Raw genomic sequence first — 24,661 nt, 5'->3', positions numbered from 1 at the left:
ACAGAACCGGAGACTGACAATGAATAAGAAGGTTTTCACCCTGGCCGCCATGGCCGCAGCCATGATGTTTGGCGCCGCAGCCCATGCTGACACCCGTATTGGCGTCACGATTTACAAGTACGACGACAACTTCATGTCGGTGGTGCGCAAGGCGATCGAGAAGGACGCCAAGGCTTCACCGGACGTCACCCTGCTGATGAATGACTCGCAGAACGACCAGTCCAAGCAGAACGATCAGATCGACGTGCTGCTGGCCAAGGGCGTGAAAGCGCTGGCGATCAACCTGGTCGACCCGGCCGCGGCGCCGGTGGTTATCGATAAGGCGCGCGCAAACGATATCCCGGTGGTGTTCTACAACAAAGAGCCTTCCCGCAAGGCATTGGACAGCTACGACAAGGCGTATTACGTCGGCACCGACTCCAAAGAATCCGGCGTGATCCAGGGCGAGCTGATCGCCAAACACTGGCAAGCCAACCCGGCCTGGGATCTGAACAAAGACGGCCAGATCCAGTTCGTACTGCTGAAAGGCGAGCCGGGCCACCCGGATGCCGAAGCGCGCACCACCTACGTGGTGAAAACGCTGAATGAAAAAGGTATCAAGACCCAGCAGCTGCAGATGGATACCGCGATGTGGGATACCGCGCAGGCGAAAGACAAGATGGATGCCTGGCTCTCCGGCCCGAACGCCAACAAGATTGAAGTGGTGATCGCCAACAACGACGCCATGGCGATGGGCGCGGTGGAAGCGCTGAAGGCGCATAACAAGACCACTATCCCGGTGTTTGGCGTCGATGCGTTGCCTGAGGCGCTGGCGCTGGTGAAATCCGGCGCGATGGCGGGCACGGTGCTGAACGACGCCGACAACCAGGCGAAAGCCACCTTCGAGCTGGCGAAAAACCTGGCGGCGGGCAAACCGGCCACCGAAGGCACCCAATATAAAATCGAAAATAAAGTCGTGCGTATTCCTTACGTCGGCGTAGATAAAGACAACCTGTCTCAGTTTGTTAAATAAGAATTGAGATCCCGCTAAGACCCCGCCTGCGGCGCCAACACCAGGAATACCGCCGGCGGGGATGTTTACGACTGCAAGACAGTTAAGCCAGGTGTATTTATGGCCGATAGCTCACGCGAATTTTTGCTGGAAATGACGGATATCTGTAAGTCATTTCCCGGCGTCAAAGCCTTGGACAATGTCAATTTACGCGTCCGTCCGCACTCGATTCACGCCCTGATGGGGGAGAACGGCGCGGGGAAATCGACCTTGTTGAAATGCCTGTTCGGCATTTATAAAAAAGACAGCGGCAGCATTGTGTTTCAGGGCCGGGAGATCGATTTCAAGAGTTCGAAGGAAGCGCTGGAGCACGGCGTTTCCATGGTGCACCAGGAGCTGAACCTGGTGCTGCAACGCACCGTGATGGACAATATGTGGCTGGGGCGCTACCCGACCAAAGGCCTGTTCGTCGATCAGGAAAAAATGCTCAAAGACACCCAGGCGATCTTCGACGAGCTGGATATCGACATCAACCCGCGCGAAAAGGTGGGCAACCTGTCGGTGTCGCAGATGCAGATGATCGAAATCGCCAAGGCGTTCTCCTACGACGCCAAAATCGTCATCATGGATGAACCGACCTCCTCGCTGACGGAGAAAGAGGTCAATCATCTGTTCACCATCATCCGCAAGCTGAAAGAGCGCGGCTGCGGCATCGTTTATATCTCGCACAAGATGGAAGAGATCTTCCAGCTGTGTGACGAGATAACGGTGCTGCGCGACGGCCAGTGGATCGCCACCCAACCGCTGGAAGGGCTGGATATGGACAAGATCATCGCCATGATGGTCGGCCGCTCGCTCAGCCAGCGCTTCCCCGACAGGCAGAACACGCCGGGTGAGGTGATCCTCGAGGTGAAAAATCTGACGTCGCTGCGCCAGCCCTCGATCCGCGATGTGTCCTTCGATCTGCACCAAGGCGAGATCCTCGGCATCGCCGGGCTGGTGGGCGCTAAGCGCACTGATATCGTCGAGACGCTGTTCGGCATTCGCGAAAAGGTGGCGGGCACCATCAAGCTGCACGGAAAAGCGATCGATAACCACAGCGCCAACGAAGCGATCAACCACGGTTTTGCGCTGGTGACCGAAGAGCGCCGATCCACCGGGATTTACGCTTACCTCGACGTGGGCTTCAACTCGCTGATCTCCAATATCCGCAATTATAAAAACAAGCTCGGCCTGCTGGATAACGCGCGGATGAAGAGCGACACCCAGTGGGTGATCGACGCCATGCGGGTGAAAACGCCGGGGCATCACACCCATATCGGCTCGCTGTCCGGCGGCAATCAGCAGAAGGTGATCATCGGCCGCTGGCTGCTGACGCAGCCGGAGATCCTGATGCTGGATGAACCGACGCGCGGCATCGACGTGGGCGCCAAGTTCGAGATTTATCAGCTGATGACCGAACTGGCGAAGAAGGGCAAGGGGATCATTATCGTCTCGTCCGAAATGCCGGAGCTTTTGGGGATCACCGACCGTATTTTGGTGATGAGCAATGGTCAGGTTGCGGGCATCGTTAACACCAAACAGACCTCGCAAAATGAAATCTTACGTCTCGCCTCCCTGCACCTTTAAGGATCGGAATTATGAACGCGCTAAATAAAAAAACCTTATTTACCTATTTCAAGGAAGGCGGCATTTACGTGGTGTTGCTGGTGCTGTTGGCCATCATCATCATTCAGGATCCTACCTTCCTCAGCCTGATGAACCTGAGCAACATCCTGACGCAGTCTTCGGTGCGCATCATCATCGCGCTGGGCGTGGCGGGGCTGATCGTGACCCAGGGCACCGACCTGTCCGCCGGGCGGCAGGTGGGGCTGGCGGCGGTGGTGGCGGCCACGCTGCTGCAGTCGATGGATAACGTCAACAAGGTGTTCCCGCACATGGAAACCTGGTCGATTCCCCTGGTTATCCTGCTGGTGTGTGCGGTCGGCGCGGTGATCGGCCTGGTTAACGGCCTGATTATCGCCTATCTCAACGTGACGCCGTTCATCACCACCCTGGGCACCATGATCATCGTCTACGGCATCAACTCGCTGTATTACGACTCGGTCGGCGCTTCGCCGGTGGCGGGCTTCGATCCGAAGTTCTCCACCTTTGCCCAGGGCTTCTTGCGCTTCGGCGACTTTAAGCTGTCGTACATTACCTTCTATGCGCTGATCGCCATCATATTCGTCTGGATCCTGTGGACCAAGACCCGCTTCGGCAAGAACATTTTCGCCATCGGCGGCAACCCGGAAGCGGCCAAGGTGTCCGGGGTCAACGTGCCGTTGAACCTGATCATGATCTATGCGCTGTCCGGCGTGTTCTACGCCTTCGGCGGCCTGCTGGAAGCGGGGCGCATCGGCAGCGCCACCAATAACCTCGGCTTTATGTATGAGCTGGACGCCATCGCCGCCTGCGTGGTGGGGGGCGTCTCCTTCGCCGGCGGGGTGGGTACGGTGTGGGGCGTGGTGACCGGGGTGATCATCTTCACCGTCATCAACTACGGCCTGACCTATATCGGCATCAACCCGTACTGGCAGTACATCATCAAGGGCAGCATCATCATCTTCGCCGTGGCGCTGGACTCGTTGAAATACGCCAAGAAGAAGTAGATTTACCGCAGTACAGACGACAAGGCCGGCAAAATATGCCGGCCTTTCTGTTGGGCGTTTGCCGCGTCAGGGCTGTTTGGCTTTCTGCTTCTCTTCTTTCAGCTTGTGCTCCAGCTCGACCAGCTGTTCCGGCGAAACGGCGGGATAGCCCTGGGCGTCTTCCGGTACGTTGTGCATGGCGGAAATCGGGATCAGCGGGCCGAGGAAGCGCGGTTCGCGCTTGAGGATATAGAGATCGGTCAGTGCGCCCAGGCGGGCGAAGATCTCGCGGGCGCGCACTGTCATCATGTCTTTCGGCGACGGCACCGCGTAGCACTGCGCCTGAATGCCCATGTGCAGGGCGATGAACAGCGCGCGCTCGCAGTGGAAGCGCTGGGTGATGATGATGAAATCGTTGGTGTCGAACACCTTGCGGGTGCGCACGATGGAGTCCAGGGTGCGGAAGCCGGCGTAGTCCAGCACGATATCGCTCGGCGCCACGCCGGCGGCGATCAGATCGCGGCGCATGGTCATCGGCTCATTATAGCTTTGCTGGGCGTTGTCGCCGCTCAGCAGCAGGTATTTCACCTTGCCGCTGTTATAGGCGTTGATCGCTCCCTGAATGCGGTAACGGTAGTACTGGTTGATCACCCCGGTGCGGTAATACTTGGCGGTGCCGAGCACCACGCCGACCTGGCGGTGCGGCAATGCCTGTAGTTCGTCGTAGACGTAAGGCGCGGTTTTCCAGCTGATCCAGCGATCGAGCGCAATAGCCGAACCCATCAACACCGCAATGAAGATGAACAGGCTGATGATCAGGCGTTTCCACATGTTGTTGCCTTACGCGCGCCGGGCTGAAAAAGATGGATCAAGGCTACTTTACCTGACCGACCTACGCAAGACGTGAACCGCCTGAAGCACGCGCGCCGCCGCATTTTTCGGCGTTTTTGTCGCACAAAAAAGCCCGGCGGAGCCGGGCTGGGTCATTTCAGCGCGCCATTCAGAACGAGGTGCGCTTGTAGCTGCGGTATTGCGGCCGCCAGAAGTTGTGTTCGATGGCTTTCGACAGCGCGTCTTCGGAGGTGACGATCGCCACGCCCTGCAGCTGCGCGGCTTTACCCACTTCCATGGCGATGCACTTCGACACGCCCTGAATATCGTCGATATTTGGCAGCAGCGCGCCGTGGCCGTCGGTGGCCAGCGGCGAGCAGTCCGCCAGCGCGCGGCTGGCGGCCATCAGCATGGCGTCGGTGACGCGGGTGGCGCCGGAGGCCAGCACGCCGAGGCCGATCCCGGGGAAGATATAGGAGTTGTTGCACTGGGCGATCGGGTACAGCTGGTCTTTATAGCTCACCGGCGCGAACGGGCTGCCGGTCGCCACCAGGGCGGCGCCGTCGGTCCAGTTGATGATGTCTTCCGGACGGGCTTCCACGCGCGAGGTCGGGTTGGACAGCGGCATCACGATAGGGCGTTCGCAGTGCTTGTGCATCTCGCGGATCAGCTCTTCGGTAAACAGCCCCGGCTGGCCGGACACGCCGATCAGAATGGTCGGCTTGGCGTTGCGCACCACGTCCAGCAGCGAGATGGCGTCGCTGGCGGTTTCCCAGCCGGCCAGGTTGTCGCTCTTCTGCACCAGCTTGCTCTGGAAGTCGAGCAGGTTCGGCAGTTTGTCGGTCAGCAGGCCGAAGCGGTCGACCATGAACACGCGGGCGCGCGCTTCGTCTTCGCTCAACCCTTCGGACTTCATCTGCGCGATGATCTGCTCGGCGATGCCGCAGCCGGCGGAACCGGCGCCGAGGAAGGTGACGGTCTGATCGCGCAGCTGGCTGCCGGCGGCGCGGCTGGCGGCGATCAGGCTGCCGAGGGTGACCGCGGCGGTGCCCTGGATGTCATCGTTGAAGCAGCAGATCTCGTCGCGGTAGCGGTTCAACAGCGGGGTGGCGTTGTTCTGCGCGAAGTCTTCGAACTGCAGCAGCACGTTCGGCCAGCGGCGTTTGACCGCCTGAATAAACTCTTCGACGAAGGCGTGGTACTCCTCGCCGGAGATGCGCGGATGGCGCCAGCCCATGTACAGCGGATCGTTGAGGCGTTGCGGGTTGTTGGTGCCGACGTCCAGCACCACCGGCAGGGTGTAGGCCGGACTGATGCCGCCGCAGGCGGTGTACAGCGACAGTTTGCCGATCGGAATGCCCATGCCGCCGATGCCCTGGTCGCCCAGGCCGAGAATGCGCTCGCCGTCGGTGACCACGATCACCTTGACGTTCTGCTTGGTGGCGTTTTGCAGCATGTCATCGATGCGATCGCGGTTCGGGTAGGAGATGAACAGCCCGCGCGCGCGGCGATAGATATCGGAGAAGTGCTCGCAGGCCTCGCCGACGGTCGGGGTGTAGATGATCGGCATCATCTCGCTCAGGTGCGAGTCCAGCAGGCGGTAGAACAGGGTTTCGTTGGTGTCCTGGATGTTGCGCAGGTAGATGTGCTTGTCGTTATCGTTCTTGAAATCCTGATACTGACGGTAGGCGCGTTCCACCTGTTCTTCGATGGTTTCCACCGCTTCCGGCAGCAGGCCGTGCAGGTTGAAGTGGCTACGTTCTTCCTCGGTGAAAGCGCTGCCTTTGTTCAGCAGCGGAAATTCCAGCAGAATCGGGCCGGCGTAAGGGATGTAGAGCGGGCGTTTGCTTTCGTATTCTAGTTCCATCAGTTTTACTCTTCACGTATCAGATAACTTTATTGCCGACGATCCTAAAAGATAAAGAGCAGATGTACAGCATTTGTTGCCCGATGATGAACCAGGTTGGCGTAATTATCGACAATCAAATGATTTTTTAACTAAAGAAAGTGTCTCTGGCGGCGTCGGGGCATTGTATTTGGTGGGCGGGGCTGTTAGCGACGGAACCGGATGGCTCCGCCGTTGAGCGCTTAGAACGCGGCGCGGCTGACGTTTTGGCAGCCCAGCGCCGCCAGGGTGACGCGGGTGGCGTCCCACTGACTGATGATCGCCTCCTGCGGTTCGGCCAGCACGGCGCGGCGGATGTTCAGGCAGTCGCCGCCGGAGAGGTTCAGCAGGATCAGCGCGGCCTGCAGCGGCGGCAGGCTCGGGTTGAAGGCGGCGTTTTCCGCATAGCGGCCGGCGTAGATGGTGCCGTCCGCCGTTTCCAGCGCCACGCCGCTGTGGGCGTTGCTGTACGGCGCGTGGCTTCGGTTGGCTGCCGCCAGCGCCGCCTGTGCCAGCGCATCGTTCAGCGCCAGCTGATGGCCATGATCGACCTCGTCCATCAGCAGCGAGGCGACATCGAGATCTTTCGGGCCGAAGGCGTCCGGCAGATAGTCCGCCAGCGTGGCCGGCGCGCGGCCCGGCAGACGGATCTGCAGCTCGCCGCCGCTGTTCAGTTCATTCATAAACTGGCGGCAATGGCCGCACGGCGTGTAGTTGACGGTGACCGAGGCCAGCGCTTTTTCGCCGCGCAGCCAGGCGTGCGTTACCGCACTCTGTTCCGCATGCACGGATTGCTGCAGCGGCGCGCCGCTGAATTCCATATTGGCGCCGAAATAGAGGTTGCCGCTTTGCCCGCGCGCGATGGCGCCGACATGGAAGTGCGATATCGGGGTTAACGAGCAGGCCGCCGCCAGCGGCAGCAGCGCGAATGCCAGCGCATCATCGTCCAGCCCGCAGCCTGTGCGGATCGCCGCCGCTTGCTCGGCCGTGAACATCGCCGGAAAGTCAGGCGCGTCCAGATAGGGCTGCAGGGCGGATTGCAGTGTCGCGGGCAGTGCGCTGAACGCGGTGTGAAAACGCGGATGCATAGAAAGTCTCTCTACAGGTTAACGGGATAACATTCTAGGCAGGCCAGAGACATTAAAGTGTGATTAATGTCTCTTAATTGATGAAATTAGTGCAATGAGATACATAAATGCGAGATGTATCGCAAGTTTCACCCTGTTCAACTGAACAGGTGCAGCAGCACCGGGAACAGGAACGGTGCCAGCAGCGAGGTGATGATGCCGCAGATCACCAGCGCCAGCGAGCCGAAAGCGCCTTCCTGGTAGTCCATCTCCGCGCAGCGTGCGGTGCCCAGCGCGTGGGACGCGGTGCCCATCGCCAGGCCGCGCGCCGAGTGGGTGGTGATTGTCAACAGGTTGAACAGCGTATGGCCGAACACGGCGCCGAGGATACCGACGAAAATGACGCAGACCGCGCTGATCGCCGGAATGCCGCCGAGCGAGTCCGCGACGGCCATGGCGATCGGCGTAGTGACCGATTTCGGCAGGATAGAGGCGGCGATTTCCGGCGTGGCGCCCAGCCACAGGGCGATGGCGCCGCCGCTGATCATGGCGGTCAGGCTGCCGATGAAGCACACCGCGATAATCGATTTCCAGCGCGCGCGGATCTGGTGCAACTGCTCATACAGCGGGAAGGCCAGCGCGACGACCGCCGGCTGCAGCAGATCGTTGAGGATTTTGCTGCCCAGGAAGTAACGCTCATAGGGGATGCCGGTGAGCAGCAGCAGCGGGATGATCACCGCCATGGAAACCAGCAGCGGATTGAGCAGCGGCATATTCAGCTTGCGCGCCAGCCAGCGCGCGGCGAAATAGACCGCCAGCGTCAGCGGCAGCGACCACCAGATTTCATGGATCATGAGTTACCCTCCGTGTCGTCGGGTTTGCCGGCGATGCGGCGCTCGCGATGAAAATAATGTGAGGTATAGCCGACCACCACCAGCACCATCAGCGTACTGATCAGGCAAGAGATAACCAGCGGGCCCAGATGCGCGACGATCTGGTCGTAGTATTTCATCACCCCGACGCCGATCGGCACGAACAGCAGCACCATGTAGCGGATCAGCAGATGGCAGCCGGGTTTAACCCATTTGGCCGGCATAATCTGGGTAGAGAGCAGGGCGAACAGCAGCAGCATGCCGAGGATGCTGCCGGGAATGGCGAACGGCAGCAGCGCCGCCAGCGCGTTGCCGACGAACAGACAAAGGTAGATGAGGAGCAGGGCCCTCAGGTATTTCCAGCATAGTGTGAGCACGTTGGCCATTGTCTTTTCCCGTTTAACTGATACATTCATCATACAATTAAACTGTGAGCCATGCCACAGATCGCGCCATGAATTCTCGCTATGGGCGCCATGCCCGATCGGCGGGTTGACAGCCCGGAATGGCCGCTACGCGCGGATTCAGCGCGCGTCTTCGGCGGTTGCCGCAGCCTGTTCTGCCAGCCGATGGCCAAGGAAGAAAAACAGCAGGCTAAGCAGCGCGCAAACGATCAACATCACGAACATCAACGGCGGCGCGGCATAGCTGAGCAACATACCGCTCAGAACCGGGTTGATGGCGCCGCCCAGCGCGCTGAGGTTTTGCACGCCATAGTAGCTGCCTTTCAGATGCGGCGGCGCGATAAAGTCGATGAACATATATTCCACCGGAATGACGATGATTTCGCCGAGGGTAAACACCGCCATCGCCACCATCCACAGCCAGACCGCCTGGCCGGCCATCATGAAACCGAGCAGCCCGACGATGAAAAACAGCGTGCCCAGCACCAGCCAGCGCAGCATGTTTTCCTGGCGCATGCCGCGGCTGAGCAAGTATTGCAGGGCGATAACGATGCCGGCGTTGACGATCATTACCAGCCCGATGATCTTGTAGGCGAACTCGGCGCTGGAGACGGTGATCAGGTACTGCGACAGATAGCCGGTGAACTGACCGAACACCACGGCGCCCAGGGTGCTGCCGAGGGTGAAGTAGATAAGCCGCCGATCGCTGCGCAGGATAGTCACCGTCTGGCGGAAGTTGGGGAGCGCCGCCGGTGCGGCGGCGGTTGGCGCCGGGCGCTGTTCCCGGCCGCGCAAGCGCAGGCTCAGCGCCGCCACCGTCGCCAGCGCCAACCCGCCTGACAGATAAAACGGCAGCAGCGGGCTAAGCCCGGCCACCAGCACGCCGAGCGCAGAGCCGATCGCCCAGCCGACGTTGACCAACGTATAGTTGATAGAGAAAGCCTTGATGCGCTGCTCGACCGGCAGCCAGTCGGCGAAGCAGGCCTTGATGGTGATACTCAGCACCGAATAGCAGGTATGCAGGATCGCCAGCACCACGATGACGCCGCCGGGGCGCGGGATCCAGGGAATGGCGAAGAAGCTCAGCGCAAACAAGACAATCGACAGCAGGATCAGGCGGTTTTTGCTGAATTTGTCCACCAGATAGCCGCCGTACAGGCTGGCAAGGATGCCGAGGGTCAGGCTGACGCCCAGGATCACGCCCACGCTCTTCGGCAGCAGATGGAAATGCTCGGTGAGGTAGATGGTGATGAACGGCAGCGTCACGCCGCGGCCGATGGTCAACACCAGTGAACTGGCCAGCAGTACGTTGATCAGCGAGGGGAATCCCTTCATTCGAAGCCTGTTTATGCATACAGTTATGGGCGATGCAGATAACATAGCGTATTTTGGCGAGGACGGAAGGGGAAAGCCGATAATTAGGTTAAAAACAGAGGCTGCGTCGCCAGCCTCGTCAAAAACAGCACTATTTACCGTGTTCGGCCTGCAGCGTGGCGAACCACGGCTGGACGAAATCGCTGCTGCTGCCCCAGCCGGGGATGATCTTCGCCAGCCCGGCGACGTTGACCGGCCCCGGCTGCGCCAGCAGCAGCGCTTGCGGAATGACCGTCGCTTTGAACTGATAGCTGTCCGGCGTGCTTTCCCCGGCGATCTTGTTGGCCACCAGGCGCAGGTTGACTGCGCCGATAAGCTTCGGATCCACCGCCACGCTGACCTGCCACGGGCTGCCGGCCTCGCGCATCAACTGCAAGTCCTGGTTGGAGATATCGATGCTGTACAGCTTGATTTCGGTGCGGCCGTTCTCTTTCAGCGCCTTGTAAGCGCCCTGGGTGAAGGCATCCCAGGTGCCCCAGATGGCGTCAATCTTGCCTTTCGGGTATTTCGCCAGCACCGCGCCCACCTTGTTGGCAGTATCGCCCTGCACGTCGGAGGAGACCGCGCCGATCGATTCCAGCTCGTGAATGCCCGGATGCTGTTTCAGCAGCTGCTGATAGGCGGCCTGGCGGCGTTCCATCGGCGGGAAGCCGGCCACCCAGAGTTTGATGATGTTGGCCTGGCCGTTGAAATCCTTCACCAGCTGGCCGAAGGAGGCGTTGGCCAGCGAAGCGTCGTCCTGTTGCGAGACGGTGACGCCGGGAACGCTGCCGCTGACGTCGGTATCGAAAGCCGCGACGGCGATGCCGGCCGCCGCGATGCGTTTGACCAGCTCGGTGGAATAGGGGGCTCGCCCCTGCGAGAGAATGATGCCGTCATATTTCTGGCTGATAGCCTGGTTGACGAAGTCCTGGAAGCGCGCGTCGTCGCCATTGCTGAGGAAAGTGTCCACCTTGAAGCCCAGCTTGCGCCCTTCCTGAATGGCGCCCGCCAAGAATTGCGTGGTGTTGTCGTCGGAGCCGAGATTGCGGATCACCGCGATGCGCACCGGCCCCTGATGCTGAGCGATGGCGGCCGGCACGGCGGCATTTTCCGCCGCCTGCAGCGGCAGGGCAGCCAGCAGGCTGAGGGCGAGCAGCGAAGTCTTGAGGTTTTTCATTATTATAGGCTCCAAAAAAGCGGGTAAAGGGTCCCGGTGAAGGTCTGTTATAGCAGTCTTTCTGTCTGGACGTCTATTTGTTGTTGCTGAGCATCATAGCGGGATACGGCGGGCGAGGGAATCGGAGCGGTTATGACGTTTTCTTACTGTTTATAACCTTGGGTTTGAGGCATTAAAAAAGGGCCGAGCAAGCTCGACCCTTGATGTAACGCGCCGGCGCGGTTACTTGACCTGCATGCCGGGCTGCGCGCCGCTGTCCGGGCTCAGCAGGAAGATCTCTTTCCCGCCGGGGCCCGCCGCCATCACCATGCCTTCCGAAACGCCGAAGCGCATTTTGCGCGGCGCCAGGTTGGCGACCATGATGGTCAGGCGGCCTTCCAGCGCTTTCGGATCCGGGTAAGCGGAGCGAATGCCGGAGAAGATCTGGCGCGATTCGCCGCCCAGATCCAGCTGCAGTTTCAGCAGTTTGTCAGAGCCTTCGACAAAGTCGGCGCTCTTGATCAGGGCGATGCGCATGTCCACCTTGGCGAAGTCGTCGAAGGTGATGGTTTCCTGAATAGGATCATCGGCCAATGGACCGGTCACCGGTTTGGCGGCGGCCATGTCTTCCTTCGAGGCGTTGACCATCTCGCTGACCTTGTCCAGATCGATGCGGTTGAACAGCGCTTTGAAGGCGTTCACCTGATGGCCCAGCAGCGGTTGCGGGATCGCGTCCCAGCTCAGCTCGGCGTTGAGGAACGCTTCGGCGCGCTCGGTCAGCGAAGGCAGCACCGGCTTCAGGTAAGTCATCAGCACGCGGAACAGGTTGATGCCCATCGAGCAGATGGCCTGCAGGTCGGCGTCGCGGCCTTCTTCCTTCGCCACCACCCAAGGTGCCTGCTCATCCACGTAGCGGTTGGCCAGATCGGCCAGCGCCATGATTTCGCGGATCGCGCGGCTGAACTCGCGGCCGGCGTAAGCTTCGGCAATGCTCTGCGCCGCGTCAACGAAGGTCTGGTACAGCGCCGGATCGGCCAGGCTGTCGGCCAGCTTGCCGCCGAAGCGCTTGTTGATAAAGCCGGCGTTGCGCGACGCCAGGTTCACCACCTTGTTGACGATGTCGGCGTTTACGCGCTGCACGAAGTCTTCCAGATTGAGATCGATGTCATCAATGCGCGAAGAGAGCTTGGCGGCGTAGTAATAGCGCAGGCAGTCGGCGTCCAGATGCTGCAGGTAGGTGCCGGCCTTGATGAAGGTGCCGCGCGATTTGGACATTTTGGCGCCGTTCACCGTCACGTAGCCGTGCACGAACAGGTTGGTCGGTTTGCGGAAGTTGCTGCCTTCCAGCATCGCCGGCCAGAACAGGCTGTGGAAGTAGACGATGTCCTTGCCGATAAAGTGATACAGCTCGGTGGTGGAGTCTTTGCGCCAGAACTCGTCGAAGTCCAGATCGCCGCGCTTGTCGCACAGGTTCTTGAAGGAGCCCATGTAGCCGATCGGCGCGTCCAGCCAGACGTAGAAGTATTTGCCCGGCGCATCCGGGATCTCGAAGCCGAAGTAAGGCGCATCGCGGGAGATGTCCCACTGCTGCAGGCCGGATTCGAACCACTCCTGCATTTTGTTCGCCACCTGCTCTTGCAGCGCGCCGGAGCGCGTCCACGCCTGCAGCATTTCGCTGAAGGCCGGCAGGTCGAAGAAGAAGTGCTCGGAGTCGCGCATCACCGGCGTCGCGCCGGAAACCACGGACTTCGGATCGATCAGCTCCGTCGGGCTGTAGGTGGCGCCGCACACTTCACAGTTGTCGCCGTACTGATCCGGCGATTTGCATTTCGGGCAGGTGCCTTTCACGAAACGGTCCGGCAGGAACATGCCTTTCTCCGGATCGTACAGCTGAGAAATGGTGCGGTTCTTGATAAAACCGTTTTCTTTCAGGCGGCTGTAAATCAGGGTGGACAGCTCGCGGTTTTCATCGCTATGGGTCGAATGGTAGTTGTCATAGCTGATACCAAAGCCGGCGAAATCCTGTTGGTGCTCCTGGCTCATCTCCGCGATCATTTCTTCCGGTTTCACGCCCAGCTGCTGCGCTTTCAGCATGATCGGCGTGCCGTGCGCGTCGTCCGCGCAGATGAAATGCACTTCGTGGCCGCGCATTCGTTGGTAACGCACCCAGATATCCGCCTGGATGTGCTCGAGCATGTGGCCGAGATGGATGGAACCATTTGCGTACGGTAGCGCGCACGTCACCAATAATTTTTTCGCGACTTGAGCCATAGTGAGAACTTGCTTTCTGTAATGAATAAAAGGGCCTTCGATGTTAACCGATCGCGCCCTTCGCTGCTAGGGCGGTTTCTTGCAGGTTATATGCGTCAGCGGCAGCGCAGTTCTGATATGCTTAGCCGGAAGCTACCCATTCAAAATCAAGGAGCCGGGATGAACGCAAAATCCCCTGAGCAGACCAACCCCGAAGTTCTGCGCGCCCTGGTGACCGGTGTACTGGCCGCCTTTGAACACCCGACGTTGAAAAACAACCTGACCGCATTGAAGGCCATTCATCACTGCGCGTTGCTGGACGATGTGCTGCATATCGAACTGACGATGCCGTTTGCCTGGCAGAGCGGTTTTGAGGCGCTGCAGGCGAGCGTCGGCCCCGAATTGCTGCGCGTGACCGGCGCTTCCGCCATCGACTGGAAGCTGAAACACGACATCACGACGCTGAAACGCGCCAACGGCCAGGCCGGCATCAAAGGCGTGCGCAACATCGTCGCCGTCAGCTCCGGCAAAGGTGGGGTGGGCAAATCCAGCACCGCCGTCAACCTGGCGCTGGCGCTGGCCGCCGAGGGTGCCAAGGTTGGCATTTTGGACGCCGACATTTACGGCCCGTCGATCCCCAACATGCTGGGCACCGAACATGAGCGGCCGACTTCACCGGACGGTCAGCACATGGCGCCAATCATGGCGCACGGCCTGGCGACCAACTCCATCGGCTATCTGGTGACCGACGACAACGCCATGGTGTGGCGCGGCCCGATGGCCAGCAAGGCGCTGATGCAGCTGCTGCAGGATACGCTGTGGCCGGATCTGGATTATCTGGTGCTGGATATGCCGCCGGGCACCGGCGACATCCAGCTGACGCTGTCGCAGAATATTCCGGTAACCGGCGCGCTGGTGGTCACCACGCCGCAGGATATCGCCTTGCTGGATGCCGCTAAGGGCATCGTGATGTTCGAGAAAGTGCATGTGCCGGTGCTGGGCATCGTGGAGAACATGAGCGTGCATATCTGCAGCAACTGCGGCCACCATGAGCCGATCTTCGGCACCGGCGGCGCCGAGAAGCTGGTGCAGAAATACCACAGCCGCCTGCTGGGGCAGATGCCGCTCCATATCTCGCTGCGCGAAGACCTGGATCGCGGTACGCCGACGGTGATCAGCCGCCCGGACAGCGAATTCGCCGAGAGGTATCGTCAACTTGCCGGCCGCGTGGCCGCGCAGATGTATTGGCAGGGCGAGGCGATCCCGACGGAGATCGCGTTCCGCGCGCTGTAATCTGCCTATCGCACTGCAAGAACCCGGCTTAAACGCCGGGTTTTTTTATGGGATGCGGGCAGGGTTGTGCAAATCTGCCCGGGTATAAGGGCGTTCGATCTGCGCCAGCGTTTTGGCGATATGCTCCAGCAATCCCTGGGTGGGGGCCGGCTGCCGCTGCCCCATCAGCGCCAATGGCAAGGCCAGCGCGATGGCGAAGTGCGGCCAGGAAAGATGCGGGCGCGCTTTGTTCCGCTGCAACCGCAGGAACAGTGCGCTGGCCAGGTAGCCTAAAATCAGCCCGCTGATCACCTCTGATACCGAGTGCACGCGAATTTCCAGCCGCGACACGCCGATGGCGAAAGGCAATATCCACCCGGTCAGCAAAGCGATGCTGCGTATCGGGTGGGAAAAGCGGCCGGTCAACGTCCAGAGCAGTGGCGGCCAGATGCTGGCCGCGAGGGCTGAATGGCCGCTGAATCCGGTGAAATCATAGCGCTCGCTGCCGATGCCCCAGCCCATAAAGGCCAGTTTGGACAGGCAGACCACCCCGCCGGTGAATCCGAAGATCAGCGCCCACTGCCAACCCGCCGCGCGGGTGGCGGGAGACATGAGCAGCAATAAAAACAGAATCAGCGCGCAGGGCAGCAGCAGCATGCTGTCGCCGAAAAAAGTCAGAAAATACCAATCCAGCACATCAATCTCCGATGAAAGGGGGCGGGGAGCAAAAGTCAGCGCCGGGGAGTGTAACCCGTTACGGCGCGTTGCCCTAGCCGCGAGATTCTTAAAATGCCGCGTGCCCGTGGCGTGGCAGCCCGAATTCGCGCGCCGCCGCGCAATATACAGTGGCGCAATCCCCGGCGACTCCCTATAATTGTCGCGTTTTAGTTCCCCCCCTTCACAATACGAAATCAGGTCTTTAATTTTATGACTGACAATCCGCATCAGTGCGTCATTATTGGTATAGCTGGCGCATCTGCCTCCGGAAAAAGCCTTATTGCCAGCACGTTGTACCGCGAACTCCGCGAGCAGGTCGGCGATGAGCACATCGGCGTTATTCCAGAAGACAGTTACTATAAAGACCAGACTCACCTGACCATGGAAGAACGGGTCAAAACCAACTATGACCACCCGAGCGCCATGGATCACAACCTGCTGTTCCAGCATCTGCAAATGCTGAAAGCCGGCAAGGCGATCGAGCTGCCGCTGTACAGCTACACCGAGCACACGCGCAAGAAAGAAACCGTCCATCTCGAACCTAAAAAAGTGATCATTCTGGAAGGCATCTTGCTGCTGACGGATATCCGCCTGCGCCAGGAGATGAACTTCTCGATCTTTGTCGACACGCCGCTCGATATCTGCCTGATGCGCCGCATGAAGCGCGACGTCAATGAGCGCGGCCGCTCGATGGATTCGGTGATGGCGCAATACCAGAAAACCGTGCGCCCGATGTTCCTGCAGTTTATCGAACCTTCCAAACAATACGCCGATATCATCGTCCCGCGCGGCGGCAAAAACCGCATCGCGATCGATATTCTGAAAGCCAAAATCAGCCAATTCTTTGAATAATGCCGCTTACATGGCCGGAAATGCGCATTTCCGGCCGGCGGCCAACTATTTGCACCCCGGCGTAGACCTTTCGCCCGTTGTGTGGCAATTTTTGTTTAGTTACGCGTTTTGATGGAGAAGAAAGACATGAGACTGTGCGACCGCGATATAGAAGCCTGGCTGGATAGCGATAAACTGGTGATTTCCCCGCGCCCGCCGCTCGAACGCATCAACGGGGCCACAGTAGATGTCCGTTTGGGCAATCAGTTCCGCGTGTTCCGCGGCCATACCGCGCCTTTTATCGATCTTAGCGGGCCGAAAGACGAAGTCAGCGCCGCGCTGGATCGCGTGATGAGCGACGAGATTGTCCTGCCGGAAGGCGAGGCGTTCTTCCTTCATCCCGGTGAACTGGCCCTGGCGGTGACCTTCGAATCCGTGACGCTGCCGAACGATCTCGTGGGCTGGCTCGACGGCCGCTCTTCTCTGGCGCGTCTGGGGCTGATGGTGCACGTGACCGCGCACCGTATCGATCCGGGCTGGCACGGGCGCATCGTGCTGGAGTTTTACAACTCCGGCAAGCTGCCGCTGGCGCTGCGGCCGGGGATGCTGATTGGTGCCTTGAGCTTTGAGCCGTTGTCCGGCCCCGCGGCCCGGCCATACAACAGCCGGCAGGACGCAAAATATCGCGATCAGCAGGGCGCAGTAGCCAGTCGAATCGACAAGGACTAACGGCGCGGGATGCACCGTCGGTGTGGCGCTGACAAGAGGGTGGCATGAGAAGATTACTGACGACATTGGCGATTTTACTGGTGGTCGTGGTGGCGGGGATGTCCGCGCTGGTACTGCTGGTCAATCCGAATGATTTTCGCGGTTACATGGTCAAAAAGGTCGAGCAGAAGAGCGGCTACCAGCTGACGCTCGAAGGCGATCTGCGTTGGCATATCTGGCCGCAGCTCAGCATTTTGGCCGGGCGCATGACGCTGACCGCGCCGGGCGCCAAGACGCCGGTGGTGAGCGCGGAAAACATGCGTCTTGACGTCAAACTGTTGCCGCTGCTGTCGCATCAGCTGTTTGTGAAACAGGTGATGTTGAAAAACGCCGTCATTCGCCTCACGCCCGACAGTGAAGAGCTCTCGCAAGTGGACGCCCCGATTGCGCCGGCCGGCAGCGGCGCTGATGCGGCAGACGCGGCCTGGAAATTCGATATCGATAACCTGCGCGTCGTGGACAGCCTGTTGATTTGGCAGCGCGCCGACAACGAGCAAATCAATGTCCGGGACATCAATCTTACCCTGCAGCAAACGGAGAAACGGCAGGCGCGGCTGGACATCTCCAGCCGGGTCAACCGCGATCAGCGCGACCTGGCCTTCAGCATGGCGGCCGATATCGATCTGCAGCAGTTCCCGCACCAGATCGGTGCCAAGGTGACCCAGTTCAATTACCAATTGGCGGGGGCAGATATTCCGAACGGCGGTATTCAAGGCGAGGGCAATGCTCAGGTGGTCTATCAGCAGACGCCGGCGCAAATTGCCGTCAGCCAGCTGAACGTCAGTGCCAATAACAGCCAGTTGACCGGCGATATCAGCGCCAGCCTGGGGGCGGTGCCCGGCTATGTGGTGAACCTGAATTCGGCTAATCTCGATCTCGACGCGCTTTCCGGTTGGCAATCCAGCACCAATACCGCCGAGCAGCCCGCCGTGACCGCCGCGCCGGTGATCGCCAGCCAGGTTGACGATCGGCAGCAGAACCTGGAAGCGCTGCGCGATTTCAATGCACAGCTGAATCTGCAGGCGGCGCAGTTGACCTACCGCGGTATGAACGTTACCCAGTTAGCCGTCGCGGCGGATAATCAACGCGGCCTGCTGACGCTGAATAAACTTGCCGGGCAATTGGCCGGCGGTGATTTCTCCTTGCCGGGATCGCTCGACGCTCGCGGCAATAAACCGGTGATAAACGTGCAGCCGACCCTGAACCAGGTTGAGCTCGGCACGGTGCTCAAAGCCTTCGACATGCCGCAGATGCTGACCGGCAAATTCAGCATGAAAGGAGATTTGACCGGCGATCGCCTTTCTTCACAGTCATTTGAGCACCGTTGGCGCGGTACGGCGCAGTTGGCAATGCAGGATGCGCAGTTGCACGGCCTGAACATTCAGCAATTGATCCAACAGGCGGTGGCGCGCAACGATAACAGCGTGCGCGGGCAAGACAGCTATCAGCGCTATACCGAAGTCAAAAGCGTCTCGGCGCGGGCCAGCCTGAGCCAGGGCACTGTCAAGCTCAGCAGCCTGACGGCGGATTCGCCTTTGCTGGCGCTGACCGGCGCCGGCAGTATCGATATGCCGGGAAAACAGTGCGATATGGCGCTTAACGTGCGCGTTACAGGCGGCTGGCAAGGGCGCGGCGAACTGATCGAGCAACTGCAAAAAACGCCGATCCCGCTGCGGGTTTACGGGCCGTGGCAACGGCTGAATTACCAACTGCAGGTCGATCAGGTGCTGCGTAAAACGCTGCAGGATCGGGCTAAAGATGCGCTGAACAAATGGGCTGAAAAGAACAAGGATTCGCGCGAAGGCCAGGATCTGAAGAAGCTGCTCGACAAGCTGTAATCCCTCCTGACGCGGGCCGTTTTACGGCTCGCGTCAATATCGGCGTTTCCCGCGATAATTTCCCTCCGTTACCTTGATGAAGGTCATGAAGACTCACGCTCGATTTGTGCAGAGTAAGAGCATATTTTGCTATGACTATGCGCCTGAGCGCGAAAACATAACGAGTTGAGGAAACATGATAGAGCTTCTTATTGGCGCGGCGGTGGCGGCGGGCGTGGGCCGTTACATCATCAAAGGATATTCCGCCACCGGTGTCTTGATGGTGGGCGGGTTACTGCTGCTCAGTATCAGCGCCCTGATGGGGAAAACGCTGTTGCCGTCCGGCGCCGCGTCTACCGGCTGGCGCGCGACCGATATTATCGAATACGTCAAGATCTTGCTGATGAGCCGCGGCGGCGATCTGGGCATGATGATCATGATGCTGTGCGGTTTCGCCGCCTACATGACGCATATCGGTGCCAACGATGTGGTCGTCAAGCTGGCCTCGCGCCCGTTGCAGATGATCAACTCGCCTTATCTGCTGATGGTGGCTGCCTATTTTGTCGCTTGCCTGATGTCATTGGCGGTCTCTTCCGCCACTGGCCTCGGCGTATTGCTGATGGCGACGCTGTTCCCATTGATGGTGAACGTTGGCATCAGCCGCGGGGCGGCGGCGGCCATTTGCGCTTCGCCGGCGGCGATTATCCTGGCGCCGACCTCCGGCGACGTGGTGCTGGCGGCCAAGGCGGCGGAGATGCCGCTGGTGGACTTCGCGTTCAAAACCACGCTGCCTATCTCGATTGCCGCCATCGTCTGCATGGCCGTGGCGCACTTTTTCTGGCAGCGTTATCTCGACAGGAAGAGTGATGAACAGCATCACATCGTGGACGTCAGCGAAATCAAAACGCATGCGCCGGGGTTCTACGCGATACTGCCGTTTACGCCGATCCTCGGCGTGCTGCTCTTCGACGGCAAATGGGGGCCGGAGCTGCACATCATTACCGTGCTGGTAGGGTGCATACTGTTGGCGGCCGCGATCGAGTTCGTGCGCAGCTTCAGCGCCAAACAGGTATTCAGCGGCCTGGAAGTGGCGTATCGCGGCATGGCGGACGCATTCGCCAGCGTGGTGATGCTGTTGGTGGCCGCGGGCGTCTTCGCGCAGGGGTTGAGCACCGTCGGCTTTATCAGCGGATTGATCGGGTTGGCGCAGTCGTTCGGCACCGGCGGTTTGATCATGATGCTGGTGTTGGTGGTGATTACCATGCTGGCGGCCATGACCACCGGCTCCGGCAATGCGCCGTTCTATGCGTTTGTCGAACTGATCCCGAAACTGGCGGCGCAGATGGGCGTGAATCCGGCCTACCTGGTGATCCCGATGCTGCAGGCGTCTAATCTCGGCCGCACGCTGTCGCCGGTCTCCGGTGTGGTGGTGGCGGTCTCCGGCATGGCGAAAATCTCGCCGTTCGACGTGGTGAAGCGCACTTCGGTGCCGGTGATTGTCGGGCTGGTGGTGGTGATCGTGGCGACGGAGCTGCTGGTTCCCCAGTAACATTGAGGCCGGGCAATGCCCGGCCTCAATGTTAAACCTCGTAGTCCTCCGCTGGGAGAGGCGGGGTGATCTTCACTTTAAGGATGCGGTGGCTGTTGACCTCCAACGGCTCGAACAGGTAGTCACCGATCCTGATTTGTTCGCCTTCTTGCGGCACGCGCTGGCTGTGTTCCATCAATAGCCCCGCCAGCGTGTGGTATTCGCGCTTTTCTTCCAGCGGCATCGGCAAGTACAACACCAGATCTTCCAGCGGCATATAGCCGTTGGCGATCCAGCTGCCGTCCTCGTTTTGCTGAATGTCGTGGCGTGCGTCCACCTCTTCGCCGGCCTCCGGCAGGTTGCCGGCGATGGTTTCCATCACGTCCGTCAGGGTGACGACGCCTTCGACGGAGCCGAACTCATCGACCACAAAGGCAAAGTGCGTCTGCGCCTGGCGGAATTGTTCCAGGGCGCTTAACAGCGTGAGCTGTTCCGGGAAGATCAACGGTTGGCGTATCAGCGCACGTAGATCCAGCGGCGCTTGCGCCAGCTGCTGTTTGAGGACGTCGATGGTGTGGATCACGCCCAGCGGCTCATCGCTGGCGCTGCTTTCCACCACCACGATGCGCGTGTGCTGATTACGCTCCAACAACTGCGTCAGCTTTTCCTGCGGATCGTTCAGCTCAAGGTATTCGACGTCGTGACGCGAGGTCATGATGCTGCTGACGGTGCGCTGCGCCATGCCCAGCACGCGTTCGATCATGCGCCGCTCTTGCTGGTTGAAGATCTCGCCGTTTTCGCTGTCGCTGTCCGCCAGCAGGTTGGCGGAATGGCTGTCGACCTCCGCTTCTTCATGTTTGCCGCTCAGCATGCGCAGCACAGCCTCGGCGGTACGTTCGCGCAGTGGCCGCACCTTTGACAGGAAACGACGGCGGTTGAACTGCGCCAGTTGGTTCAATGCCTCGATCATTACCGAGAAGCCGATCGCCGCGTAGAGATAGCCTTTCGGAATGTGGTAGCCGAAGCCCTCCGCCACCAGGCTGAAACCGATCATCAGCAGGAAGCTCAGGCATAGAATAACGATAGTCGGGTGAGCGTTGACGAAACGCGTCAGCGGCTTGCTGGCCAGCAGCATCAGGCCGATGGCGATACAGACCGCGATCATCATCACCGCCAGGTGATCGACCATCCCAACGGCGGTGATCACCGAGTCGAGCGAGAAAACGGCGTCCAGCACCACGATCTGCGCCACCACGGGCCAGAAACGCGCGCCTTTGCGTGCGCCGTGCTGCTCTTCATCCTTACCTTCCAGCCGCTCGTTCAGCTCCATGGTGGCTTTGAACAGCAGGAATATCCCGCCGACCAGCATGATCAGATCGCGGCCGCTGAAGGGGTGCTCCGCAACGATGAACATCGGTTTGGTCAGCGTCGCCAGCCACGAGATGGAGGCGAGCAGCGCCAGACGCATGACCAGCGCCAGCAACAGACCGACGACACGGGCCTTATCTCTTTGTTGTTTTGGTAGTTTGTCCGCCAGAATGGCGATGAAGACAAGGTTGTCTATACCCAGCACGATTTCCAGCACGACCAACGTGGCCAGGCCGGCCCAAATTGTTGGATCAGCGATCCATTCCATACGCCCAATTTCACCTGTAAGTTCTACGGCTTATGCCGCTCGGGAATGATGGGCGTTGAGGCGGCAAAATTCAACTTTAATCGGGAGGACGTGGATCAGAATAGGAGGATTGCCGCAAACATCGATCGGCGCCGAGTGGCCAACGGAGCCAGGGGCCGGAGGGCGCAAATATCTACCGGGATGTATGCGCTCAGAAAAGAAACGCCTTATTAAATTTATTTAAATCAAAACATTAAAACAATTTTCCTTGACTATGATTCTTATCGGTATAAGGCATGAGTAGTCTTATTCTGAAAACGGCTGGCTGGGGGGATCTAAGGCTTGTATCACTTAGACATTAGTATAAGAATCTTAGTCATATAACGGCAGTAACTAGCATTGTTTGGTTATAAAGGCACCGGTTTTTTTACTTTTTTGTGAACGGCATGGCAGTTCAAACGAAGAATGAGAGCCGTTTTGCATAAAAATTGTTTGGCTCATGCAATGACGTGGTGGATACGTCATAACAGTACTTTGGTAGCTGCAAGCCAAGGGCGGTAGCGTGCCCGATTGAATCCCTTTGTTCACGCTGCGCAGGTGAATGCAGCGCTACGATGAATTGGAATGAAAATGCAAACAAGACTCAAGGCAGTGATCCCCGTTGCGGGGTTGGGAACCCGTATGTTGCCGGCGACCAAGGCGATTCCTAAAGAAATGTTGCCCGTGGTCGATAAGCCCTTAATCCAGTACATTGTTGCTGAATGCGTGGCGGCGGGGATTAAAGATATCGTATTGGTTACGCACTCATCGAAAAACGCGATTGAAAACCATTTTGACACTTCGTTTGAGTTGGAGGCCATGCTCGAAGCGCGTGTGAAACGCCAGCTCCTGAGTGAAGTGCAAAGTATTTGCCCGCCGGACGTTACCGTGATGCAGGTGCGTCAGGGACAGGCGAAAGGGTTGGGGCATGCGGTGCTGTGCGCCAAGCCAATGGTGGGTGATTCTCCTTTCGTTGTGCTGTTGCCCGATGTTTTATTGGATGATTCTACGGCGGATTTGCGTAAGGAAAATCTGGCTAAAATGATCCAGCGTTTTGGTGATACGGGTTACAGCCAAATCATGGTTGAACCGGTGCCGGAACAAGATGTGTCCAAATACGGTGTGGTAGATTGCGCTGGCGCGACGATCGCGGCAGGAGAAAGCGCGCCGATGACTGCGGTGGTTGAGAAGCCGGCCCGCGAGGATGCGCCTTCCAATCTGGCCGTCGTCGGCCGATATGTGCTTGCCGCCGATATTTGGCCGTTACTTGAGAAAACCCCTCCCGGCGCGGGCGATGAGATTCAACTGACCGATGCGATTGCGATGTTGATGGATGAGCAAACGGTGGAAGCATTCCATATGAGCGGCAAGTCCCACGATTGCGGCGACAAGTTTGGCTATATGAAGGCGTTTGTGCAGTATGGTCTGCGTCACGGTACGGAAGGTGAGAATTTCAGCCGCTGGTTGAAGCAGACGTTAGGAAAGTAACAGGTTGTCGCCACCGCGGCTGAAAGCGATCACGAGATTGAATGAGGTCTACCATGACGAAGTTGAAAGCGGTTATTCCCGTTGCCGGATTGGGCATGCGTATGCTGCCGGCGACCAAAGCGATTCCGAAAGAGATGTTGCCAATCGTTGATAAGCCGTTGATTCAATACATTGTCAACGAATGCGTCGCGGCGGGGATTAAAGAGATCATCCTGGTGACGCATTCTTCCAAGAACGCCATTGAAAACCATTTCGATACCTCATTCGAGCTGGAGGCGATGTTGGAGGCGCGCGTGAAACGGCAATTGCTGGATGAGGTGCAGTCGATAACGCCAAAAGGCGTGACGCTGATGCACATTCGCCAAGGGCAGCCGAAAGGACTGGGGCATGCCGTTCTCTGCGCTAAGCCGTTGGTCGGTGATTCTCCCTTTGTCGTGCTGTTGCCGGACATCTTGCTGGATGACGCGAAAGCCGATTTGAAGAAAGACAACCTGCCACACATGATTGCGCGCTTTGAGCAGACCGGTCTGAGCCAGGTTTTGGTGCAAAAGGCAGACGAACACGTACTGCACGATTATTCCGTGGTGGAGTGTGAGGCCAGCAGCCTGGCTCCTGGCGAAAGTGCTCGTATCACATCAATTATCGAAAAACCGGCGCCGGAAACCAAGTTGGAATCCAACTACTCGGCGGTGGGGCGCTATGTCTTGTCTGCAGATATTTGGCCGCTGCTGGAGACCACGGAACCGGGAGCCTGGGGGCGCATTCAACTGACCGATGCGATAGCAGAATTGTTGAAACGCAAACCGGTAGAGGCGACAGAGCTGGTGGGGGAATCGTTCAACTGCGGCGAAAAACTGGGTTACCTGCGCGCTTTTGTCACTTATGGCTTACGTCACCCGACCCAAGGCAAAGCGTTCCGCGAGTGGGCTGAACGGCTGTCGCTTTGAGTAAAACTTATCGCTTCTCTCGATGAGGGCCGTTGCCATCATGGCGGGAGAAGCTAGAATAGTTGTTGAATTTTGGGGAATTTCACTGTTCCAATTTTTATTTTAGTATACATTCTACTGCGAGTAGCCAAGTTGCTATGGCGAGAGAATTTTATGCGTATGGCCGTCTGATTCTGACAAGTCGCTGTTATTTTTAA

General features: G+C 58.9%; 20 protein-coding genes. 10 read left to right on the top strand and 10 right to left on the bottom strand.

What is annotated here, in order from left to right:
• Positions 1-19: 19 nt before the first annotated feature.
• The 3 genes from mglB to mglC all read left to right on the top strand — a co-directional run bounded on the left by mglB (position 20) and on the right by mglC (position 3,642).
• Entirely contained in the window at positions 20-1,012 is a 993-nt protein-coding gene (gene mglB, locus ACSBQQ_RS10730; RefSeq protein WP_039566832.1) for a galactose/glucose ABC transporter substrate-binding protein MglB, read from the top strand.
• A 99-nt stretch (positions 1,013-1,111) separates the two neighbouring features.
• On the top strand, positions 1,112-2,620 hold the full coding sequence (gene mglA / locus ACSBQQ_RS10725; protein ID WP_033637724.1) for a galactose/methyl galactoside ABC transporter ATP-binding protein MglA: 1,509 nt from the start codon (positions 1,112-1,114) through the stop codon (positions 2,618-2,620).
• Between the two features lie 11 nt (positions 2,621-2,631).
• Positions 2,632-3,642 (top strand): galactose/methyl galactoside ABC transporter permease MglC, encoded by a 1,011-nt coding sequence (gene mglC / locus ACSBQQ_RS10720; protein ID WP_004938953.1) that lies wholly within the window; start codon positions 2,632-2,634, stop codon positions 3,640-3,642.
• Positions 3,643-3,708: 66 nt separating this feature from the next.
• Here the strand turns inward: mglC and sanA are convergent, their stop codons facing one another.
• From sanA to metG, 8 genes are all read right to left on the bottom strand, one after another.
• On the bottom strand, positions 3,709-4,452 hold the full coding sequence (gene sanA / locus ACSBQQ_RS10715) for an outer membrane permeability protein SanA (protein ID WP_060428321.1): 744 nt from the start codon (positions 4,450-4,452) through the stop codon (positions 3,709-3,711).
• Positions 4,453-4,621: 169 nt separating this feature from the next.
• Positions 4,622-6,319 (bottom strand): NAD-dependent malic enzyme, encoded by a 1,698-nt coding sequence (locus ACSBQQ_RS10710; RefSeq protein ID WP_033637726.1) that lies wholly within the window; start codon positions 6,317-6,319, stop codon positions 4,622-4,624.
• Positions 6,320-6,540: 221 nt separating this feature from the next.
• Positions 6,541-7,425, bottom strand: a complete 885-nt coding sequence (cdd, locus tag ACSBQQ_RS10705) for a cytidine deaminase (RefSeq protein ID WP_041034193.1) — start codon at positions 7,423-7,425, stop codon at positions 6,541-6,543.
• A 137-nt stretch (positions 7,426-7,562) separates the two neighbouring features.
• Complete coding sequence (locus ACSBQQ_RS10700) at positions 7,563-8,258, bottom strand: CidB/LrgB family autolysis modulator (RefSeq protein ID WP_043147033.1); 696 nt, start codon at positions 8,256-8,258, stop codon at positions 7,563-7,565.
• Positions 8,255-8,662 (bottom strand): CidA/LrgA family protein, encoded by a 408-nt coding sequence (locus ACSBQQ_RS10695; protein ID WP_033654965.1) that lies wholly within the window; start codon positions 8,660-8,662, stop codon positions 8,255-8,257. Before ACSBQQ_RS10695 ends, ACSBQQ_RS10700 begins: the two co-directional genes overlap by 4 nt.
• 138 nt (positions 8,663-8,800) lie before the next feature.
• A complete protein-coding gene (locus ACSBQQ_RS10690; protein ID WP_033646776.1) occupies positions 8,801-10,015 on the bottom strand; it encodes an MFS transporter in 1,215 nt (404 codons plus the stop codon).
• Positions 10,016-10,145: 130 nt separating this feature from the next.
• On the bottom strand, positions 10,146-11,213 hold the full coding sequence (locus ACSBQQ_RS10685) for a sugar ABC transporter substrate-binding protein (protein ID WP_060428323.1): 1,068 nt from the start codon (positions 11,211-11,213) through the stop codon (positions 10,146-10,148).
• Positions 11,214-11,435: 222 nt separating this feature from the next.
• The gene (metG, locus tag ACSBQQ_RS10680) at positions 11,436-13,463 is read right to left on the bottom strand and encodes a methionine--tRNA ligase (RefSeq protein ID WP_033637732.1); all 2,028 of its coding nucleotides are present in this window, start codon (positions 13,461-13,463) and stop codon (positions 11,436-11,438) included.
• A 159-nt stretch (positions 13,464-13,622) separates the two neighbouring features.
• Between metG and apbC the strand changes: the two genes are divergently transcribed.
• Entirely contained in the window at positions 13,623-14,735 is a 1,113-nt protein-coding gene (gene apbC, locus ACSBQQ_RS10675) for an iron-sulfur cluster carrier protein ApbC (RefSeq protein ID WP_033637733.1), read from the top strand.
• Positions 14,736-14,780: 45 nt separating this feature from the next.
• Here the strand turns inward: apbC and ACSBQQ_RS10670 are convergent, their stop codons facing one another.
• Positions 14,781-15,410, bottom strand: coding sequence for a phosphatase PAP2 family protein (locus tag ACSBQQ_RS10670; protein ID WP_060428326.1), 630 nt, complete (start codon positions 15,408-15,410; stop codon positions 14,781-14,783).
• A gap of 231 nt (positions 15,411-15,641) precedes the next feature.
• Here ACSBQQ_RS10670 and udk point away from each other — a divergent pair, with 231 nt between their 5' ends.
• The 4 genes from udk (at position 15,642) to dcuC (ending at position 20,396) form a co-directional block, all read left to right on the top strand.
• Positions 15,642-16,283, top strand: coding sequence for a uridine kinase (gene udk, locus ACSBQQ_RS10665; protein WP_004938922.1), 642 nt, complete (start codon positions 15,642-15,644; stop codon positions 16,281-16,283).
• Positions 16,284-16,409: 126 nt separating this feature from the next.
• Positions 16,410-16,991, top strand: a complete 582-nt coding sequence (gene dcd, locus ACSBQQ_RS10660; protein WP_060428327.1) for a dCTP deaminase — start codon at positions 16,410-16,412, stop codon at positions 16,989-16,991.
• A gap of 44 nt (positions 16,992-17,035) precedes the next feature.
• On the top strand, positions 17,036-18,868 hold the full coding sequence (gene asmA / locus ACSBQQ_RS10655; protein WP_060428329.1) for an outer membrane assembly protein AsmA: 1,833 nt from the start codon (positions 17,036-17,038) through the stop codon (positions 18,866-18,868).
• 175 nt (positions 18,869-19,043) lie between these two features.
• Entirely contained in the window at positions 19,044-20,396 is a 1,353-nt protein-coding gene (gene dcuC, locus ACSBQQ_RS10650; protein ID WP_060428332.1) for an anaerobic C4-dicarboxylate transporter DcuC, read from the top strand.
• A 31-nt stretch (positions 20,397-20,427) separates the two neighbouring features.
• On the opposite strand, the gene ACSBQQ_RS10645 is transcribed toward dcuC, so the two are convergent.
• The gene (locus ACSBQQ_RS10645; protein ID WP_033646770.1) at positions 20,428-22,011 is read right to left on the bottom strand and encodes a TerC family protein; all 1,584 of its coding nucleotides are present in this window, start codon (positions 22,009-22,011) and stop codon (positions 20,428-20,430) included.
• A gap of 609 nt (positions 22,012-22,620) precedes the next feature.
• Here ACSBQQ_RS10645 and galU point away from each other — a divergent pair.
• Positions 22,621-23,517 (top strand): UTP--glucose-1-phosphate uridylyltransferase GalU, encoded by an 897-nt coding sequence (gene galU, locus ACSBQQ_RS10640; protein ID WP_033638708.1) that lies wholly within the window; start codon positions 22,621-22,623, stop codon positions 23,515-23,517.
• A 53-nt stretch (positions 23,518-23,570) separates the two neighbouring features.
• On the top strand, positions 23,571-24,464 hold the full coding sequence (locus ACSBQQ_RS10635; RefSeq protein ID WP_033637738.1) for a UTP--glucose-1-phosphate uridylyltransferase: 894 nt from the start codon (positions 23,571-23,573) through the stop codon (positions 24,462-24,464).
• Positions 24,465-24,661: the final 197 nt, after the last annotated feature.

It is taken from the genome of Serratia sp. G204Y, assembly GCF_051172435.1.
Taxonomy (GTDB): Bacteria; Pseudomonadota; Gammaproteobacteria; order Enterobacterales; family Enterobacteriaceae; genus Serratia; species Serratia sarumanii.
Note: the sequence above shows the minus strand (reverse complement) of the source record. Positions and strands in the feature narration are given on the sequence as shown.

Bases quoted from the DNA above. Each gene is read 5' to 3' on its own strand.
- galU (WP_033638708.1), top strand. From the start codon at position 22,621: ATGCAAACAAGACTCAAGGCAGTGATCCCCGTTGCGGGGTTGGGAACC.
- apbC (WP_033637733.1), top strand. From the start codon at position 13,623: ATGAACGCAAAATCCCCTGAGCAGACCAACCCCGAAGTTCTGCGCGCC.
- asmA (WP_060428329.1), top strand. From the start codon at position 17,036: ATGAGAAGATTACTGACGACATTGGCGATTTTACTGGTGGTCGTGGTG.
- mglB (WP_039566832.1), top strand. From the start codon at position 20: ATGAATAAGAAGGTTTTCACCCTGGCCGCCATGGCCGCAGCCATGATG.
- dcuC (WP_060428332.1), top strand. From the start codon at position 19,044: ATGATAGAGCTTCTTATTGGCGCGGCGGTGGCGGCGGGCGTGGGCCGT.
- sanA (WP_060428321.1), bottom strand. From the start codon at position 4,452: ATGTGGAAACGCCTGATCATCAGCCTGTTCATCTTCATTGCGGTGTTG.
- ACSBQQ_RS10710 (WP_033637726.1), bottom strand. From the start codon at position 6,319: ATGGAACTAGAATACGAAAGCAAACGCCCGCTCTACATCCCTTACGCC.
- metG (WP_033637732.1), bottom strand. From the start codon at position 13,463: ATGGCTCAAGTCGCGAAAAAATTATTGGTGACGTGCGCGCTACCGTAC.
- ACSBQQ_RS10635 (WP_033637738.1), top strand. From the start codon at position 23,571: ATGACGAAGTTGAAAGCGGTTATTCCCGTTGCCGGATTGGGCATGCGT.
- dcd (WP_060428327.1), top strand. From the start codon at position 16,410: ATGAGACTGTGCGACCGCGATATAGAAGCCTGGCTGGATAGCGATAAA.
- ACSBQQ_RS10645 (WP_033646770.1), bottom strand. From the start codon at position 22,011: ATGGAATGGATCGCTGATCCAACAATTTGGGCCGGCCTGGCCACGTTG.
- mglC (WP_004938953.1), top strand. From the start codon at position 2,632: ATGAACGCGCTAAATAAAAAAACCTTATTTACCTATTTCAAGGAAGGC.
- udk (WP_004938922.1), top strand. From the start codon at position 15,642: ATGACTGACAATCCGCATCAGTGCGTCATTATTGGTATAGCTGGCGCA.
- mglA (WP_033637724.1), top strand. From the start codon at position 1,112: ATGGCCGATAGCTCACGCGAATTTTTGCTGGAAATGACGGATATCTGT.
- ACSBQQ_RS10695 (WP_033654965.1), bottom strand. From the start codon at position 8,662: ATGGCCAACGTGCTCACACTATGCTGGAAATACCTGAGGGCCCTGCTC.
- ACSBQQ_RS10685 (WP_060428323.1), bottom strand. From the start codon at position 11,213: ATGAAAAACCTCAAGACTTCGCTGCTCGCCCTCAGCCTGCTGGCTGCC.
- cdd (WP_041034193.1), bottom strand. From the start codon at position 7,425: ATGCATCCGCGTTTTCACACCGCGTTCAGCGCACTGCCCGCGACACTG.
- ACSBQQ_RS10690 (WP_033646776.1), bottom strand. From the start codon at position 10,015: ATGAAGGGATTCCCCTCGCTGATCAACGTACTGCTGGCCAGTTCACTG.
- ACSBQQ_RS10700 (WP_043147033.1), bottom strand. From the start codon at position 8,258: ATGATCCATGAAATCTGGTGGTCGCTGCCGCTGACGCTGGCGGTCTAT.